The 16914-nt window shown below is 50.8% G+C and carries 14 protein-coding genes; 8 read left to right on the forward strand and 6 right to left on the reverse strand.

The features are described from left to right. Window positions 1-2: 2 nt before the first annotated feature. The 7 genes from BMY63_RS02055 to BMY63_RS02080 all read left to right on the forward strand — a co-directional run bounded on the left by BMY63_RS02055 (window position 3) and on the right by BMY63_RS02080 (window position 8240). Entirely contained in the window at window positions 3-1469 is a 1467-nt protein-coding gene (locus BMY63_RS02055; RefSeq protein WP_091914404.1) for an MBOAT family O-acyltransferase, read from the forward strand. Between the two features lies 1 nt (window position 1470). Beyond that, window positions 1471-2403, forward strand: coding sequence for an SGNH/GDSL hydrolase family protein (locus BMY63_RS02060; protein WP_091914406.1), 933 nt, complete (start codon window positions 1471-1473; stop codon window positions 2401-2403). Window positions 2404-2501: 98 nt separating this feature from the next. Next, window positions 2502-4922, forward strand: coding sequence for a ferrous iron transport protein B (feoB, locus tag BMY63_RS02065; protein WP_091914408.1), 2421 nt, complete (start codon window positions 2502-2504; stop codon window positions 4920-4922). Between the two features lie 126 nt (window positions 4923-5048). After that, window positions 5049-5183: a hypothetical protein gene (locus tag BMY63_RS12440; RefSeq protein WP_255397409.1), complete on the forward strand. Its 135-nt coding sequence runs from the start codon at window positions 5049-5051 to the stop codon at window positions 5181-5183. A gap of 17 nt (window positions 5184-5200) precedes the next feature. Continuing rightward, entirely contained in the window at window positions 5201-6208 is a 1008-nt protein-coding gene (locus tag BMY63_RS02070) for a hypothetical protein (protein WP_143065696.1), read from the forward strand. Window positions 6209-6211: 3 nt separating this feature from the next. Beyond that, window positions 6212-6790, forward strand: coding sequence for a crossover junction endodeoxyribonuclease RuvC (gene ruvC / locus BMY63_RS02075; protein ID WP_091914412.1), 579 nt, complete (start codon window positions 6212-6214; stop codon window positions 6788-6790). Beyond that, window positions 6777-8240: an ATP-binding cassette domain-containing protein gene (locus tag BMY63_RS02080; protein ID WP_091914413.1), complete on the forward strand. Its 1464-nt coding sequence runs from the start codon at window positions 6777-6779 to the stop codon at window positions 8238-8240. Before ruvC ends, BMY63_RS02080 begins: the two co-directional genes overlap by 14 nt. A gap of 49 nt (window positions 8241-8289) precedes the next feature. Here BMY63_RS02080 and BMY63_RS02085 read toward each other — a convergent pair whose 3' ends face one another. Together BMY63_RS02085 and lepA are read right to left on the reverse strand one after the other, a co-directional pair. After that, window positions 8290-8892, reverse strand: a complete 603-nt coding sequence (locus BMY63_RS02085) for a Crp/Fnr family transcriptional regulator (protein WP_091914416.1) — start codon at window positions 8890-8892, stop codon at window positions 8290-8292. 64 nt (window positions 8893-8956) lie between these two features. Continuing rightward, window positions 8957-10738 (reverse strand): translation elongation factor 4, encoded by a 1782-nt coding sequence (gene lepA / locus BMY63_RS02090; protein ID WP_091899522.1) that lies wholly within the window; start codon window positions 10736-10738, stop codon window positions 8957-8959. Between the two features lie 103 nt (window positions 10739-10841). On the opposite strand from lepA, the gene BMY63_RS02095 reads away from it, so the two are divergent. Beyond that, window positions 10842-11231 carry a hypothetical protein gene (locus tag BMY63_RS02095; RefSeq protein ID WP_255397410.1) on the forward strand — a complete coding sequence of 130 codons (390 nt, stop codon included), beginning with the start codon at window positions 10842-10844 and terminating at the stop codon, window positions 11229-11231. Between the two features lie 35 nt (window positions 11232-11266). On the opposite strand, the gene BMY63_RS02100 is transcribed toward BMY63_RS02095, so the two are convergent. The 4 genes from BMY63_RS02100 to BMY63_RS02115 form a co-directional block, all read right to left on the reverse strand. Further along, window positions 11267-11992, reverse strand: a complete 726-nt coding sequence (locus BMY63_RS02100) for a YebC/PmpR family DNA-binding transcriptional regulator (protein ID WP_091899523.1) — start codon at window positions 11990-11992, stop codon at window positions 11267-11269. A gap of 38 nt (window positions 11993-12030) precedes the next feature. Further along, window positions 12031-14478 carry a phenylalanine--tRNA ligase subunit beta gene (pheT, locus tag BMY63_RS02105; protein ID WP_091914417.1) on the reverse strand — a complete coding sequence of 816 codons (2448 nt, stop codon included), beginning with the start codon at window positions 14476-14478 and terminating at the stop codon, window positions 12031-12033. Window positions 14479-14569: 91 nt separating this feature from the next. Next, a complete protein-coding gene (locus BMY63_RS02110; RefSeq protein ID WP_091899525.1) occupies window positions 14570-15190 on the reverse strand; it encodes a cytidylate kinase-like family protein in 621 nt (206 codons plus the stop codon). An 87-nt stretch (window positions 15191-15277) separates the two neighbouring features. Next, window positions 15278-16912 carry an NAD(P)/FAD-dependent oxidoreductase gene (locus tag BMY63_RS02115; protein WP_091914419.1) on the reverse strand — a complete coding sequence of 545 codons (1635 nt, stop codon included), beginning with the start codon at window positions 16910-16912 and terminating at the stop codon, window positions 15278-15280. Window positions 16913-16914: the final 2 nt, after the last annotated feature.

Consider the following 16914-nt stretch of genomic DNA (forward strand, 5'->3'; position numbering starts at 1 on the left):
CCATGGTCGTCAACTCCTTCAGTTTCCTGCTGTTCTTTATAGTCGTTTTCATCGGCTATTACCTGCCGGTATGTAAGCATCATCCGCGATACCAGAACACCTGGTTGTTACTGGCCAGTTACTTCTTCTATGCCTATGCCGACCTGCGGATGATCCCGCTGCTGTTGGGATCGACGGTGGTGTTCTGGCTACTGGGACTCTGGCTGCACCGTGAGATGGAGAAAGGACACATGGAGAAAGCGTCTCGGATCACGACGCTGGCCGTTGTTCTCGGCATCGGTGTCCTGTTGTATTTCAAGTACCTGAACTTCTTCGCCGAATCGTTTGCCAGTCTGTTGCAGTCGGTGGGCTTCCATGTCAGTTGGAGCACGCTCCATATCATCCTGCCCATCGGTGTGAGCTTCTTTACGTTCAAGCTGATCAGTTATGTGATTGAGATACACCGGGAGCATATCACACCCTCCCGTGACCTGACGGAGTTTGCGGCGTATATCGCCTTCTTCCCCACCATTCTATCGGGACCTATCGACCGTCCTAACAAGTTTCTGCCACAGATGCAGCGTGTGCACACCCTCGACTACAGTCTGGCCGCCGACGGTTGTCGTCAGATCCTCTGGGGTATGTTCACGAAGATGTGCATCGCAGACAACCTGGCCGTGATCACCAATCAGGCATGGGGCGGCTATGACACACTGCCGACGACCATGCTGGTAGCAGCTGCCCTGCTCTACCCCATACAGCTTTATGCCGACTTCGACGGTTATTCGAATATGGCCATCGGTGTGGGTAAGATTCTCGGGTTCCAGGTGACCCGGAACTTCAACCGTCCGTTCCTGGCCCGTAACATGGCAGAGTTCTGGCGCAGATGGCATATCTCACTGACGGGTTGGATCACCGACTACGTGTATATGCCCCTGAATATCGCCTTCAGGAATATCGGACAATGGGGTATCATCCTGGCAGCGATGATCAACCTGATCCTCATCGGTCTGTGGCACGGTGCCAACTGGACCTTCGGTCTGTTCGGACTATACCACGGTCTGCTGTTCATCCCCCTGGTTCTCTCCGGTAGTATCGGGAAGAACAAGAAACTCAAGGCCAACGATCACGGTCTACCGTTCCTCAAGGACTTCCGTAAGATGGTGGCCACCTATCTGCTGGTGTGTCTCGGACTGGTCGTCTTCCGTGCCGACAACATCGGACAGGCCTTCGGCTTCCTCCGGGCGATGGTAACGAACGGGGTTGACGGCACATCGATCATCGACCGCTACGGTATCCTGTATATCCTCTTCGGACTGCTGCTGCTGACGATCGACTGGATACAGCGGCAGAAGGAGCATGCCCTGCAGTTGGAGGCCTTCCCCCTGCTGCGCAACCAGTACCTCAGGTTCGGGCTCTATCTGTTCATCATCCTGATGATCATCACCTTCACGGGCAAGAGTCAGGCGTTCATCTATTTCCAATTCTGATATGAAGCAATTTCTCACGACGATAGCGAAATTCGGCGTACTGCTGCTGATCATGTGTGCCATCATTGAGGTGGCGCTGTTGTTCAGACCGAACATCTACGCCTATAAGAGTCAGTATATGGAGGAGCACTACAAGGAGATCAAGGTGCTTCTGTTGGGTAGCTCGCACATCGAGGAGGCGGTGAAGCCGCAACTTGTGGGCGAAGGCACCTTCAACCTGGCGATCTCGGCCCGTCTGAGGCGCTTCGACGTGGCCCTGGCAGAGATGTACGTGCCGAAGATGGACAGTCTGAAAGCCCTCGTGATGCCGGTGGACTACACGAACTTCTTCTTCGAGCGACAGTACGAGAACCCGAACACGAAATCGGTGGCAGAGGACCTGTCGGGCACCTGTCGTTGCATGCACATGAAATACATGGGGGTACGGGTGGATCCGTTGTGGTACTGGCCCGAGATCCTCAACTCCAAGCTGAACTTCATGCAACGGTTCTGGAACGACCGGGAGACCCTGCAGGAATGCGACTCTTTGGGTTACGTGAAGCTCGACATCCAGAAACGTCCTGCCGACTGGGACATGCGGGCTATCCCTGCCCTGATAGACAGTACGAAGGTGATCGACCAAGAACAGTATGACAAGGCCTTCGACCAGTTTGAACGAGTGGCGAAGGTGACCTATGAGAAAGGGGTGCGACTCGTACTTGTGGCACCGCCCGTATACAAGACGTACCAACAATATATCAACCCTGTGGTACTGAACGACATCCACATGTTCGTGGCAAAGCTACAGGCTAAGTATCCGAACGTGGAGTACCATGAGAGTCTCTTCGCCGAAGGCTTCGAGGCCAGTGACTTCCAGGACGCAAGTCACCTCAATGATGCCGGTGCGGAGAAATACTCGCGGATGCTCGCGGACATCATCTATCCTCATTTGTAGGTATTTATCGCGACTTGTGACCAGATGCAACCCGGTTGCAAGTTTTTTTTTCGTATCTTTGCAGCCGTTTAGAAGACAAGAAGAAAGAAAACGAAAACATGAGATTATCAGAACTGAAGACTGGTGAGAAAGGCGTGATCGTCAAGGTGTACGGTCACGGCGGATTCCGGAAACGTATCATCGAGATGGGATTCATCAAAGGCAAAGAGGTGGAGGTGCTGTTGAACGCCCCCCTACAAGATCCCGTGAAATACAAACTGATGGGCTATGAGGTATCGTTACGCCATCAGGAGGCCGACATGATCGAAGTGGTGACGGCCGAGGAAGCCCGTCGGCACGGTCAGCAGCAGACAGAGCTGGAACCGCAGATCGTGGCCTCGGAGCATGAGGACGACTATATACAGCACGTGGCCCTGAAGGAGCGCCGTACGATCAACGTGGCCCTGGTGGGTAATCCTAACTGCGGTAAGACCTCACTCTTCAACTTCGCCAGTGGTGCCCATGGTCATGTGGGCAACTACTCGGGCGTGACGGTGGATGCCTCGGAGGCTCATGCCTCGTTCTTCGGCTATGAGTTCAACCTCACTGACCTGCCCGGCACCTATAGTCTCAGTTGCTACTCACCGGAGGAGCTCTATGTGAGAGAGCATCTGACAGAGAAGATGCCCGACGTGGTGATCAACGTGATCGACGCCTCGAACCTGGAGCGTAACCTCTACCTGACCACCCAGTTGGTGGACATGAACGTGCGGATGGTATGCGCACTGAATATGTTTGACGACTTCAAGCGTCGTGGTGACCATGTGAACCTGGACACGCTGAGCACCCTGTTCGGTATCCCGATGATTCCCACCTCGTTCAAGAACGGTGACGGTGTGAAGGACCTGTTCAAGGCAGTGATCCAGGTGTATGAGGGCACCAGTAAGTCGTCGCGCCACCTGCATATCAACTACGGACATGAGATCGAGGACGGCATCGCCCATATCCAGAAATACCTGAAGGCCGACGAGCATATCCGTCAGCACTACTCCACCCGATACCTCGCCCTGAAGCTGTTGGAACACGACTCTCAGGTGCTTGACTATCTGGGTAAGCACATGGCATCGGAAGACCGTATGAAAGACTTCCACGAACTGACGCAGGCGCGTGATATGGCGTCGGCCCGTGTCAAGGAGGAGACGGACAGCGACTCAGAGACAGCCATTATGGACGCGAAGTACGGCTTTATCAACGGTGCCCTGAAGGAGGCAGAGTTCAAGACAGGTACGAAGAAAGACACGTACCGCACCTCGCATATGATCGACGCCATCCTGTCGCATAAATACCTGGGCTTCCCGATCTTCTTCCTGTTGCTCTACATCATGTTCGAGACGACGTTCTCGCTTGGACAGTATCCGATGGACTGGATCGAGGAAGGTATCGCCTGGTTGGGTGAGAAGGTCAGCACGAACATGACCGACGGTCCGCTGAAGGCCATGCTGACCGACGGTGTCATCGGTGGTGTGGGTAGCGTCATCGTGTTCCTGCCGCAGATCCTCATCCTGTATTTCTTCATCTCACTGATGGAGGACTCTGGCTATATGGCGCGCGCCGCCTTTATCATGGACAAGCTGATGCATAAGATGGGACTACACGGAAAATCGTTCATCCCCCTGATCATGGGCTTTGGATGTAATGTACCGGCCGTGATGGCCACACGAACCATCGAGAGTCGCCGGTCCAGACTTATCACGATGATGGTGCTACCGTTCATGAGCTGTTCGGCCCGACTGCCTATCTATATCATGATTGCAGGTACCTTCTTCTCGCTTCAATACCGCTCGTGGGTACTCCTGTCGCTCTATGCCATCGGCATCCTGATGTCGGTGATCGTCAGTAAACTCCTCTCGACGATCGTGATCAAAGGTGAAGACACACCATTCGTGATGGAACTACCACCCTACCGTTGGCCGACACCGAAGGCCATCTGGCGACACACGTGGGAAAAAGGTAAGGAGTATCTGAAGAAGATGGGAGGCATCATCCTTGTAGCCAGTGTGATCGTATGGGCGCTGGGGTATTTCCCCCACCATGAGGAGCTCAGTCGGGAACAGCAACAGGAACAGAGCTATATCGGACGTATGGGTAAGGCCATCGAACCGATCTTCATGCCCCAGGGATTTAACTGGAAACTCGATGTGAGTCTGTTGGCTGGTGTAGGCGCAAAAGAGATTGTGGCATCTACCATCGGTGTACTTTACTCAGGCGATGATTCTTTTGGCGACGACGATAGTTTCAGTGACGATACAGAGAAATATACGCATCTGCGACAGTTGATGCTCCAAGAGGGCATCACCCCGTTGACAGCCTATGCCTATCTACTCTTTATCCTCCTCTACTTCCCTTGTATCGCCACCATTGCGGCCATCAAGAACGAGACGGGATCATGGCGGTGGGCACTGTTTGCCGCAGGATACACCACAGCAGTCGCATGGATCGTTTCGGCGCTGGTCTATCAGGTAGGCTGTATGATGGCATAACCCCACACAGTCAACTGTATATGAATAAGGAAAAAGTAATATTTTAAACTTTTTCCTTATTCATTTTATTATCATCGATATAATTCGTATCTTTGCACTCAAATCAACAAAACAGAACGTTCTTTTATGAAACAAAAACTAAAGTATGAGAAACCTTCGATGAAGGCCTATCAGTTTAATCAACAACAGCCACTTCTGACTGGCAGCGGAGAAGCCCCAGACATGCCGTATGGCTGGAATGGTAATCCTCTAGAATTCTAACTAAAAACGCTCGAAAGATGAAACGCATAATCACTATCCTCACAATGACAGCCTTTGCGGTCGTGTTTCTGAACAGTTGTCAGGACTCGCAGATTCCTGAGGAGAAAAAAGGTACCCCGCTGACCATCCACGCATCTATAGATACACCGCAAAACACCAGAACCGCTTACAAACTTACATCTACTGGCATGACTATCTCCTGGAACGAAGAAGAAGCCATCACAGTGATATCCTTCAATGAAAACGGCATCACGGCCGTAGATAAGTTTTTTTCCACAGGAGAGCAGGGCCGTAAGAAGGCGGACTTTTCCGGAACGTGGACAGGAAATGAGGGCGACCAGATCATCTGCCTCTATCCGGACATCGATAGTTACGCAGGAACTTCACTCTTTGGCAATGTGGTTGTCGACTCTCCGTCTATCATTCTGAATCAACTTTCTATAGCTCTTGGGCCACTGGAGCATGAGAATCCAAGCACCCTTAAAGACGCTGACGTGATGGTTGGCGAGGTGACCATCCATGGAGATTACGCCTCCGTGAACCTGAAGCACCAGATCAGCATATTCGAGATAGAGGCTACCTGCAAGAACCTGGGTTGGAGTGATAGAAGTGAAAAAATCAATACAATCAAGATTTCTGCCAAGCCCAATGACGACGAAGAAGATGATGATAATGATGTGGTATTTGCCAGGAGAGGCATGCTCCATGTAACGACCGAAGCATACACCGGGAATTTCATCGCGACGGAATTTGGCTCTTTGGACTATTATCTTAACGATAGTGGACACAATAGTGATTTCAATATGTCGGATGGTGAGATCACGCAGACTTTCTATGCTCCCGTCTTCTTCGAAGGAGATCTTGAAGAAGGTTATACGCTGAAGTTCCAGTTCGGAGGCAACGCTTATATAGAGGACAGAAGGGAGCAAATAAATGTCTTTGAAGTGGGCGACAAGGCCATAAAACTGACAGAAAAATATCCACTTGAAAGAGGCAAGATCTACCGTTTCAAGGTGACTATATAACCCATGGAGAAAGTGATATTAGGTATCGATCCCGGCACAACGATCATGGGATACGGTCTGCTGAAGGTGGTGGACGGAAAGGCGCAGATGATGACCATGGGTGTCATCGACCTGCGTAAGTTCCCTGATGCCTACCTGAAACTCGGCCATATCTTTGAGCGCGTGACCAGCATCATCGACGGTTACCTGCCAGACGAGATGGCCATCGAAGCTCCCTTCTTCGGGAAAAACGTGCAGTCGATGCTGAAGCTAGGACGTGCCCAAGGCACTGCCATCGCCGCTGCGATCCATCACGGAGTGCCCATCCATGAGTATGCACCAATGAAGATCAAGATGGCCCTGACCGGTAATGGCGGCGCCTCGAAGGAGCAAGTGGCGGGGATGCTTCAACGGTTGTTGAAGATTCCTCAGGAGGAGATGGGAAAATTCATGGACGCCACCGACGCGCTGGCTGCCGCCTACTGCCACTACCTGCAGATGGGGCGCCCGGAGAGTGACGTGAAGTACCGGGGATGGAAGGATTTCGTCAACAAGAACCAAGAAAAAGTATCGAAGCGAAAAACCAAGGATGAGAACGATTGATATCAAGGATGCCAGAGCCCGGAAGCCTGAGTGGTCGATGGCCGAGCCCGTGAACTTCTCTCTGGAAGCGGGAGAGCATATCGCCATCGTGGGCAGGAATGGGGCTGGTAAGAGTATGCTCGTGGATCTCATCACCGGACGCCATCCCGCCTTTCCCAACATGGTGAGCTATGCCTTTCCAGAGCCTTATAACAACCTGAAGCATATCTCCTTCCGTGACACCTACGGTGGTGATAACGACCGTACCTATTTCCTTCAGCAACGTTGGAACCAGATGGAGATCGACGAGGAGACACCGACGGTCGGTCAGAGACTGGAGGAGGCCTACCGACTGGCTGGTGAGGACACCCCGGAACGGCGACGCCTGCAGCAGCATATCTATGAGCTGTTTCATCTAGACAGTCTGCTTGATAAATACATCATCCTGCTGTCGAGTGGAGAGCTACGCAAATACAAGCTTGCCGCCTCGCTCTTCACCAATCCACGTGTCCTGATCATGGAGAACCCGTTCATCGGTCTGGATGCCCAGACACGCGACCAGCTGAAGACACTGCTTACCACGCTCTCCCAAGAGCAACAGCTACAGATTATCCTCGTGCTGTCCAAGACTGACGAGATACCCGACTTCATCACCCATGTCGTGGAGGTGAAAGAGAAGCATGTACTGCCAAAGGTAGCGCTAGATGATTACCTGAGGCATCGCGAGCCCTTCCCCACCCGTGTTCTCTCGCCAGAGAAGGAAGCGGCCCTCCTCCGACTGCCAAGTGATGCCGACGGACAGCATGCCGATGAGGTCATTCGTTTCAATGAAGTCAGCATACGATATGGCAGTCGTACCATCCTAAAAGACCTGAGCTGGACCGTGAGACAAGGAGAGCGCTGGTCGTTGTCGGGACAGAACGGTAGCGGTAAGTCGACCCTGCTATCCCTGGTGTGTGCAGACAATCCACAAGGTTATGCCTGTAACATTTCGCTCTTCGGCCATCAACGAGGTTCCGGCGAGAGTATCTGGGACATCAAGCGACACATCGGTTATGTGTCGCCAGAGATGCACCGTAGCTACAAGCAGGACATCCCAGCCATCCGTATCGTTGCCAGTGGACTGAAAGACTCCGTGGGACTCTATGTCAAGCCCCGTCAGGAAGAATACGAGATCTGTCGCTGGTGGATGGACATCTTCGGCATCAGTCATCTGGCCGACCGTACTTTCCTGAAGATGTCAAGCGGAGAACAGCGTCTGGTGCTTCTTGCCAGAGCCTTCGTGAAAGACCCGTCGCTGCTGATCCTTGACGAACCACTCCATGGTCTGGACAATACCAACCGCCGACTGGTGAAAGATATCATCGAGACCTTCTGTCGACGGCAGAACAAGACACTGATCTTCGTGACCCACTATCAGGAAGAGCTACCCAATGTCGTTGATCACTCCCTCTTCCTCGAGCGCCATTAAATAAAAGAGCCCTCCCGACGGGAGAGCTCTCAATCTCTTTCTTATACTTTTATTTTCCTTCCAGCAGGGCAGCCGTACGTACGCGCGACAAGGTCTCGGGCGTCATCTGCAGATAGCTGGCGATATAGACCAATGGTGCGCGAAGGACGAGCTGAGGCTGGTCTTTCACCAGTTTCTGATAGCGATCCTGAGCGCTCTCGAAGCGGAGCATGTCGGCATGATGCTGACTGAGGATCAGGCTCTCCTCCAGGATTTTCCTGAAAAGAATCTGGATGTTCACGCTCTTCATGGCCACAGCCTCCAGATCAGCCTTCGGCATGGCTATCAGGATCGTAGGCTCCAGGGCCTTGATCTGCAATTTCGCAGGCTGCTCCCGGAACAGGCTCTCAATGCACATCACGATGCTATTCTCGGTTGCCATATACTCTGTCAGCTCTTTCTCGTTCTTATAATAGAACTGACGAACGAGTCCTTTCACAACCCAATATATATTAGTACAGATCTCACCTTCTTTCAGGATCATCTCGTTCTTGGCGAACTTCATAGGCACGAGGATGCTCTCCAGGAGATCCAGCTCGTCGTGTGTCATCGTACTGTAACGACGTGCAAGTTCGCGTGCCACGTCTCTCGTCGTAATACTAATGTTTGGCATAATATCTTTATCCTCCTTAATTAATGGGACCTTTAGTTTATAGTTAAGTGAAGTGCCGACTGCATCAGTCGAGCTTCAGAACGGCCAGGAAGGCTTTCTGAGGCACCTCCACATTACCGATCTGTTTCATACGTTTCTTTCCTCTTTTCTGTTTCTCCAGCAGCTTACGCTTACGACTAACATCACCGCCATAACACTTGGCCGTGACATCCTTACGTACCTGTTTTACCGTCTCACGGGCAATGATCTTCGCTCCAATAGCGGCCTGGATGGCGATATCAAACTGCTGGCGCGGAATCAGTTCCTTGAGTTTCTCACACATCCGTCGTCCGAAGGCAACGGCATTGTCCTGATGGGTCAGCGTAGACAAGGCATCGACAGGCTCACCGTTGAGCAGGATATCCAACTTCGCCAGTTTCGAAGGCCGGAAACCGTCGACATGATAGTCGAACGAGGCATAGCCTTTCGAGATGGACTTCAGCTTGTCGTAGAAGTCTATGACGATCTCACCCAGCGGCAGCATGAAATGAAGCTCCACACGATTGCCCGACACATACTGCTGGTCGATCAGTTCACCACGCTTATCCAGGCACAGAGTCATGATCGGTCCGATATAGTCGGCGGCTGTAATGATCGATGCCCGGATATAAGGTTCCTCGATATGCTCGATCATCGTCAGGTCGGGCAGTCCCGAGGGGTTATGCACCTCTTTCACCTCACCCTGCTTCGTATAGCAGAGATAAGATACGTTGGGTACTGTTGTGATCACGTCCATGTCGAACTCACGGTCAAGACGCTCCTGGATGATCTCCATGTGGAGCAAACCGAGAAAGCCGCAACGGAAGCCAAAGCCCAGTGCTACGGAGCTCTCTGGCATGAATGTCAGTGAGGCATCGTTAAGCTGTAGTTTCTCCAGTGAGGCACGCAGGTTCTCATAGTCGGTCGGGTCTATCGGATAGACACCAGCGAACACCATCGGTTTCACCTCCTGGAAGCCCTCAATGGCCTCATTGCAGGGGTTGGCGACATGCGTGATCGTATCACCGACCTTCACCTCCTTGGAGTTCTTGATACCACTGATAATATATCCCACATCACCTGTACGCAGTTCCTTCCGAGGGATCATGTCCATCTTCAGGACACCGATCTCGTCGGCATCATACTCCATGCCAGTATTGAAAAACTTGACATGGTCGCCTGTGCGGATGACGCCATTGGTAATCTTAAAATAGGCGATGATGCCACGGAACGAGTTAAACACAGAGTCAAAGATCAGGGCCTGTAGAGGTGCTTTGTCATCACCCACAGGATGAGGTATCCGTTCAACGACAGCATCGAGGATCTGCTCTACACCCTCACCAGTCTTTCCCGAGGCACGGATAATATCCGAGCGGTCGCAACCGATCAGGTCGATAATCTCGTCCTCCACCTCATCGGGCATAGCCGACGGCATATCAATCTTATTGATGACAGGGATAATCTCCAGATTATGGTCGATAGCCATATAGAGATTAGAGATGGTCTGAGCCTGTACGCCCTGTGTGGCATCCACCACCAGCAAGGCGCCTTCACACGCCGCAATAGAACGGCTGACCTCATAGGAGAAGTCAACATGTCCCGGGGTGTCAATGAGATTCAGAATATATTTTTGTCCTTGATGCGTGTATTCCATCTGGATGGCATGACTCTTGATGGTGATGCCACGTTCACGTTCGAGATCCATATCATCAAGCATCTGACCCTCAGTAACTTGAATCGTCTTGGTGAATTCAAGCATACGATCGGCTAAGGTTGACTTGCCGTGGTCAATATGTGCGATGATACAGAAATTTCTTATATGGTCCATGTTTTTTACGTGTACTTTGAAATGCAAAGTTACAAAAAAATCATCTGGAAATGAATAATTTTACTTTTTTTTGTATCTTTGTACCCCAAAAATAGCATTCATTATGAAAAAACTATGTGGATTATGCCTGATGGTTCTCATGCTGTCTGCCTGTCAGGAATCATTGGAAGACAGATGCATGCGCGAAGCAAGAGAATACACGAAAAAGAACTGTCCTGTGAAATTGGATGACAACACGACGCTTGACAGTCTGACCTTCGAGCGGGACAGTCATACCCTACACTATTATTATAAACTGACTGGTGTTGCCGACCAGGAAGGACTACTCAACGGCACGGAGGTGACGAAGGCCCTGAAGGTGGAATTAAAGAACACCACATCCATGAAGGTCTACAAGGACAACAAATACAAATTTGCCTATACCTTCTGTTCTGAGAAGGACCCGAAGAAGGTGCTATACGAAGCAACGTTGACTGAGAAGGACTATCAATAAGAAAAGCGCCTCACCGATTGGTGAGGCGCTTGCTATTACTCGGGCTTCATATTCGTGTAAACCGTCTGCACATCGTCGAAGTCTTCCAACTTCTCCACCATCTTATCGATGGTCTCACGCTGCTCGGCGGTCACATCCTTCAGATCGTTCGGGATTCGGGTGAACTCCGCGCCAGTCACCTCAAAGCCATTCTCCTCGAGGTGCTTCTGGATAGCACCAAATGAAGAGGGATCGCCATAGATGGTGATGCTGTTCTCCTCCTCGTCCTCGTCGAACTCATCTTCCACTCCATAGTCAATCAGATCGAGGATCATCTCATCCATGTCGAGACCATCCTTCTTCTTAAAGGTGAAGACAGCCTTGTGATCGAACAAGAACGACAGTGAACCCTGTGTACCCAGGTTACCATTAAACTTGTTGAAGACAGAACGGACGTCACCCACCGTACGAGTGGTGTTGTCGGTCAGGGTCTCAACGAAGATGGCGATTCCATGAGGACCATATCCCTCATATGTCACCTCCTTATAATCGCTCTGGTCCTTACCCATTGCGTTCTTAATGGCACGCTCGATATTATCCTTCGGCATGTTCTCGCGCTTAGCATTAGCAATGATAGCACGCAATGCCGGGTTGTTCTCGGGTTCCGGACCGCCAGCCTTCACGGCAATGGCTATCTGTTTTCCGATCTTCGTAAATGTCTTGGCCATATGGCCCCACCGCTTCAGCTTCGTTGCTTTACGGTACTCAAATGCTCTTCCCATATCTTGTACAATTTTGAATTAACAGTTAAGAATAATCATTACCTGAGTTCGGCATTCAGATTCTTCTTGATATTTGCGATGAGCTTCTGCATGATCGCATCAATCTGCTTGTCGCCCATGGTCTTTTCCTCATCCTGAAGGATGAAGTTCACGGCGTAGCTCTTCTTACCGGCAGGGAGCTTATCTCCCTCATAGACATCGAAGAGTTCAACCTTCTTCAGCAGTTTTTTCTCCGTCTGACGAGCGACCTGCTCAATCTGGGCAAACTCCACGTTCTTATCGACCAACAAGGCCAGGTCGCGACTCACGGCGGGGAACTTAGAAATCTCCGTATAGAGCACCTGGTTCTTCTTGATGACCTTCATCAGAGCCGTCCAGTTGATCTCGGCATAATAGACAGGATTATCGAGGCCGAACTGCTTCTGCAGTTTCTTGGCAATAATACCCATCTCTGCTATCTTCTTACCGCCACGGTTCTCAATGGTGAGTGCATCGGAGAAGATAGCATTATCAGACTTCTTACGAACCAATACACCTGCTTTCACACCAACACGACGTAGAATATTCTCCACATAGGCACTCAGTTCATAGAACGTGGCGTCCTCGTTCTGGTGTGCCCATGAGCCCTCGACACGCTTACCAGTCACCCAAAGACCCAGATGATACTGTTCCTTATAGGCCTGCATCGGATCCTCGTCGTTCTGTTTCTCGGGCGAGAATGTATATACATTACCGAATTCGAAGAAACGGAGGTTCTGGCGCTTGCGGTTCACATTGTGCTGGATGCTTTCCATACCACCGAACAACAATGTCTGTCGCATGACATTCAGATCAGTTGACAAGGGGTTCATAATATGCACGAGGGTATCGTTCTCGCCATAGTAAGCACCCTTGGTCAGGGAGTTGTTCAGAATCTCATTGAAGCCCTCACCAACCAGTTGCTCACTCACAAGGTTAGCCAGTTTATGCTTCTGATCCTCGTCGCCCTTGATCACGAGCGAGCCCTTCAGTTGGGTGGGAATCTCCACATTGTTGTATCCATAAATACGCAGGATATCCTCCACAACATCGCAGGGACGCTGTACGTCGACGCGGTAGGCAGGAATCTCGAGCGTGAGAGCCTCAGCGGTCTCTGAGAGCACCTGCATCTCCAGACTCTCGCAGATGGATTTGATGGTGTCGGCAGGGATATCCTTACCGATAAGGTTGTTTACATAGTCGAAACGCAACTCGACCACAGGGTTCTTGAGTGGTTCTGGATAGACATCACAGATCTCCATGCCCACCTTACCACCGGCTAACTCCTGACAGAGGATAGCAGCCTGCTGCAAGGCATAGATAGTCCCATTAGGATCGACGCCACGCTCAAAACGGAAGGAGGCATCGGTAGAGAGACCGTGACGACGGGCACTCTTACGGATCCATGTCGGATGGAAGTAAGCACTCTCGAGCACAACATTCTTCGTCGTCTCATAAGTGCCGCTACCCTTACCACCGAACACGCCGGCGATACACATCGGTTCTTCGGCATTACAGATAGCGAGATCGCGATCAGACAGTTTATGCTCCTCCCCATCGAGGGTCTGGAACGGTGTTCCCTCCGGCATCGTCTTAACCACGATCTTATGTCCCTTTACCATGTCGGCATCAAAGCAGTGCAAAGGCTGTCCGTATGCCATCATGATATAGTTGGTGATATCCACAATATTATTGATCGGACGCAAGCCGATAGTAGACAGCCTGTTCTTCAGCCATTCGGGAGACTCCTTCACCTCGCAATCGGAGATGCTCACACAAGCATAGCGCTTGCAAGCCTCTTGATTCTCGATGACCACATCGATAGGCAGATTGCAATGATCAACCTTGAACTTCGAGCAGTCTGGACGATGCAGAGAGGTCTGATAACCATTCCGTTTCAACCATGCATAGAGATCACGGGCAACACCCCAGTGACTCAACGCGTCGGCACGGTTGGCCGTGATGTCAACCTCAATAAGCCAGTCACTCTCCAAGTGATAATATTCTGCTGCAGGTGTACCCACCACGGCATCCTCCGGTAATACGATGATACCATCATGAGATGAACCCACGCCGATCTCATCCTCAGCACAAATCATACCATTCGACTCGACGCCGCGCAACTTTGACTTCTTGATCACGAATTCCTGATCACCATCATAAAGCACACATCCCAGATCAGCCACAATCACCTTCTGACCAGCTGCCACGTTAGGTGCGCCACAAACGATCTGTGAAGGCTCGCCTTTACCCAGATCCACCGTCGTTACATGCAGGTGGTCGGAATTAGGATGTGCCTCACAAGTAAGGACCTTACCAACATAAAGACCTTTCAGGCCACCCTTGATGGTCTGTACTTCCTCCAAAGCGTCGACTTCCAGACCTGTCGATGTCAGTGCATCACACACTTGCTGAGCGGTCAGGTCGAAATCAACGTATTCCTTCAACCATTTATAGGAAATATTCATTATACCGATTCTTTAGTAATTACTGTCTTTTGAAATTTCGACCGCAAAGGTACTAAAAAATCGGTATATACACAAATTTTTCATTTAAAAACTACTCGATACACTTCATTAGGAAGTCAACGGCTCCATTCACGCCAAACTTACGCACATCTATCGCAATGTCATAGTTACGGGCATCGGTCCAGTCTTTCCCCGTAAAGGTCTTGGTATAGAGCTCACGGCTGTAGTCATTATCGACCACCATCGCTGCAGCATCGCGCAGGTCAAGTCCATACCTCTCAGCAATACGGTGTTTTCTACACTCCGCAGAGGAATGAATAAAAATCTTTAGTGCATTCGGGTGATCAGCAAAGATATGGAAACCACAGCGTCCCACAATCACGCACGACTCCTTCGCTGCAATGGAACGGATGGCTTCAGCCTGAGCATTGAACAAGGCATGCGAGGTCTGACTATGCTCTGCGCCATCATACTCTGCCTTACTCATGTAATTCCGATAGAAATCCGTAAAATCATCGCGCCATAGCGGATTCCGTGTCTCAATCTTTTCCATGGCCTCCTCCACCACATGGGTACGCTTAGCCACCTCATTCAGAATCTGCTTATCGAGCAGTTTGACATTCAACCGTCGTGCCAATTCTGCTCCAATCTCATGTCCGCCCGTACCGAACTGGCGACTGATCGTAATAACGAATTGTTCCTCCCTGTTCATAGTGCGCCATTTATTAGTTAAACATTTTTCCTTTGGCAAAGATAAAAAAAAGAATCGGAAAATCCAAGAAATGAAAGAAATATTAGCTTAGCATATGAAACTTTTAACATACTCAGCAGCCATCTCCGCACACCGTTCACCATCCACGCCAGCCGAGACGATACCCCCCGCATAGCCTGCGCCCTCACCACATGGGAAAAGACCTTGGATACGAATATGTTGCAGTCGGTCTTTGTCACGAACAATACGAACGGGAGAGGATGTTCGTGTCTCCACGGCTATCAGCACTGCCTCGTTTGTCAAAAAACCATGCGCATTCCGACCAAACACCTTAAAACCTTCTTGCAGACGGGTGGAGATCATCTTTGGCAACCAGAAGTGCAACGGACTGGATATCAATCCCGGCGCATACGAAGACTTCGGCAGATCGCTACTCAACCTTCCGTTTACAAAGTCCGTCATCCTTTGAGCCGGTGCCGTCTGACGCATATTTCCTTGTTGCCAGCACATTTTCTCCAGTTCTTCTTGGAAACGGAGGACTTTCAATTGAGAACTGAGCGTTGAGCATTGAGAGTTCGTGCTTGGCTCGTCGGATTGTCTATAATCCACTGACTCAATGTCTTCAGGGCGTACTTCGACAACCATACCGGAATTGCTCCAACGCGTACCTCGGTTGGCCGGACTCATGCCGTTAACAACGATCTGTTCCTTATCGGTAGCGGCAGGAATAACAAAACCCCCCGGACACATACAGAAGGAGTAGACCCCCCGTCCAGCGACCTGCGTTACAAACGAATATTCCGCCGCCGGTAGGAAGCGTCCTCTGCCTTGTTTGGAATGATACTGTATCTGATCGATCAACGCAGAAGGATGCTCCAGTCTCACACCCACGGCAATACCCTTTCCTTCTATTTCAATCTTTGCTTCAGCAAGATATCTGTAAACATCTCTGGCAGAGTGACCTGTAGCGAGAATAACAGGTCCCTTATATTGCTGCTGACTATTGGTCGTCGGCTGTTGACTGACAGCCTCAACACCAACCACTCGGTCACCCTCCAGGATTAACCGCGTCATCTTTGTCTGGAAATGCACCTCACCACCACAGTTGATGATGGTATTGCGCATAGCCTCAATCACCTGGGGGAGTCTGTCGGTACCGATATGCGGATGAGCGTCGGCGAGAATGGCCGTTGATGCACCATGCTGACAGAACACATTCAGGATCTTATCGATATTTCCTCGTTTCTTGCTCCTGGTGTACAACTTACCATCGGAGTAGGCACCTGCCCCTCCCTCACCGAAACAGTAGTTACTCTCCGCATCCACCTGTTGAGTCCTTGAGATATCTGCCAGATCCTTCTTACGATCGTGGACATTCTTACCTCGCTCCAGGACAACAGGTCGCAAGCCAAGTTCTATCAGTCGCAAGGCAGCAAACAGACCACCAGGTCCAGCCCCCACGACAATCACCTGAGGTCGTCCCTCAACATGGGGATACTCGGTTCTCACATATTCGTCGTCACTGGGCTGTTCATTCACATATACCCGCACCTTCAAGTTTACATAGATCTGACGTTGACGGGCATCGATACTGCGTTTCAAGATACGCACACCACTGATGGCCTTGACATCAAGTCCATGCTCGTCTGCAAGCCATCCCTTCAGTCGGTCCTCCTGTGCAGCAACCTCAGGTATTACCCTTATCTGGTATTCGTTTACCATCT

The organism is Prevotella aff. ruminicola Tc2-24 (assembly GCF_900110895.1).
In the GTDB taxonomy this organism is placed as follows: Bacteria; Bacteroidota; Bacteroidia; order Bacteroidales; family Bacteroidaceae; genus Prevotella.

What these genes read in the sequence shown, in the direction of transcription:
- BMY63_RS02070 (WP_143065696.1), top strand. Translation starts at nt 5,201, where the DNA reads ATGAAACGCATAATCACTATCCTCACAATGACAGCCTTTGCGGTCGTG.
- BMY63_RS02115 (WP_091914419.1), bottom strand. Translation starts at nt 16,912, where the DNA reads ATGGTAAACGAATACCAGATAAGGGTAATACCTGAGGTTGCTGCACAG.
- BMY63_RS02100 (WP_091899523.1), bottom strand. Translation starts at nt 11,992, where the DNA reads ATGGGAAGAGCATTTGAGTACCGTAAAGCAACGAAGCTGAAGCGGTGG.
- feoB (WP_091914408.1), top strand. Translation starts at nt 2,502, where the DNA reads ATGAGATTATCAGAACTGAAGACTGGTGAGAAAGGCGTGATCGTCAAG.
- pheT (WP_091914417.1), bottom strand. Translation starts at nt 14,478, where the DNA reads ATGAATATTTCCTATAAATGGTTGAAGGAATACGTTGATTTCGACCTG.
- BMY63_RS02110 (WP_091899525.1), bottom strand. Translation starts at nt 15,190, where the DNA reads ATGAACAGGGAGGAACAATTCGTTATTACGATCAGTCGCCAGTTCGGT.
- BMY63_RS02055 (WP_091914404.1), top strand. Translation starts at nt 3, where the DNA reads ATGGTCGTCAACTCCTTCAGTTTCCTGCTGTTCTTTATAGTCGTTTTC.
- BMY63_RS02080 (WP_091914413.1), top strand. Translation starts at nt 6,777, where the DNA reads ATGAGAACGATTGATATCAAGGATGCCAGAGCCCGGAAGCCTGAGTGG.
- lepA (WP_091899522.1), bottom strand. Translation starts at nt 10,738, where the DNA reads ATGGACCATATAAGAAATTTCTGTATCATCGCACATATTGACCACGGC.
- BMY63_RS02060 (WP_091914406.1), top strand. Translation starts at nt 1,471, where the DNA reads ATGAAGCAATTTCTCACGACGATAGCGAAATTCGGCGTACTGCTGCTG.
- BMY63_RS02095 (WP_255397410.1), top strand. Translation starts at nt 10,842, where the DNA reads ATGAAAAAACTATGTGGATTATGCCTGATGGTTCTCATGCTGTCTGCC.
- BMY63_RS12440 (WP_255397409.1), top strand. Translation starts at nt 5,049, where the DNA reads ATGAAACAAAAACTAAAGTATGAGAAACCTTCGATGAAGGCCTATCAG.
- ruvC (WP_091914412.1), top strand. Translation starts at nt 6,212, where the DNA reads ATGGAGAAAGTGATATTAGGTATCGATCCCGGCACAACGATCATGGGA.
- BMY63_RS02085 (WP_091914416.1), bottom strand. Translation starts at nt 8,892, where the DNA reads ATGCCAAACATTAGTATTACGACGAGAGACGTGGCACGCGAACTTGCA.